Genomic DNA, 566 nt, shown 5'->3' with positions numbered 1-566 from the left:
GCGGCGTCTTTCTTCGCGGCCGAGCTCGACCGGCCACACACACGCTCGTAGCGTTCATCGACGAGCACCGGGACCGCTTCGGCGGCGTCGAGCCGATCTGTAGGACGCTCACCGAGCACGACTGCAAGATCGCCCCTTCCACCTACTACGCCTACAAGAAACGGCTGGCCTCTCCGTCAACACGTTCGGTGCGGGACGCGGTGCTCAAGGAGCTGATCAGCCAGGTCCACACCGCCAACTACCGTGTCTACGGGGCCCGGAAGATCTGGCGCGAGCTGAACCGGCAGGGGCATACCGTGGCCCGCTGCACCGTCGAGCGCCTCATGCGCGAACTCCGCATCCAGGGCGCGGTCCGCGGCAAACGCGTGATCACCACGCTCCCCGGCGGGCAGGTCGACCGGGCTCCGGACCGTCTCGACCGTGACTTCGTCGCCCAGGCCCCGAACCGGTGCTGGGTGGCGGACTTCACCCACATCAAGACCTGGTCCGGCGTCGTCTATGCCGCGTTCGTCGTGGACACCTTCTCCCGCCGAATCGTCGGCTGGTCGGCCGCCACCGTGAAGGAG

Annotated in this window: 1 protein-coding gene; it reads left to right on the top strand. The window is 67.7% G+C overall.

All coding sequences use genetic code 11. The features are described from left to right. Positions 1 to 188: 188 nt before the first annotated feature. Positions 189 to 566: IS3 family transposase (locus tag IEZ15_RS44265; protein WP_229846623.1), on the top strand; the 378-nt coding region annotated here is incomplete at its 3' end.

This window comes from Streptomyces atratus (assembly GCF_014648655.1).
GTDB classification, from domain to species: domain Bacteria; phylum Actinomycetota; class Actinomycetes; order Streptomycetales; family Streptomycetaceae; genus Streptomyces; species Streptomyces atratus.
Note: the sequence above shows the minus strand (reverse complement) of the source record. Positions and strands in the feature narration are given on the sequence as shown.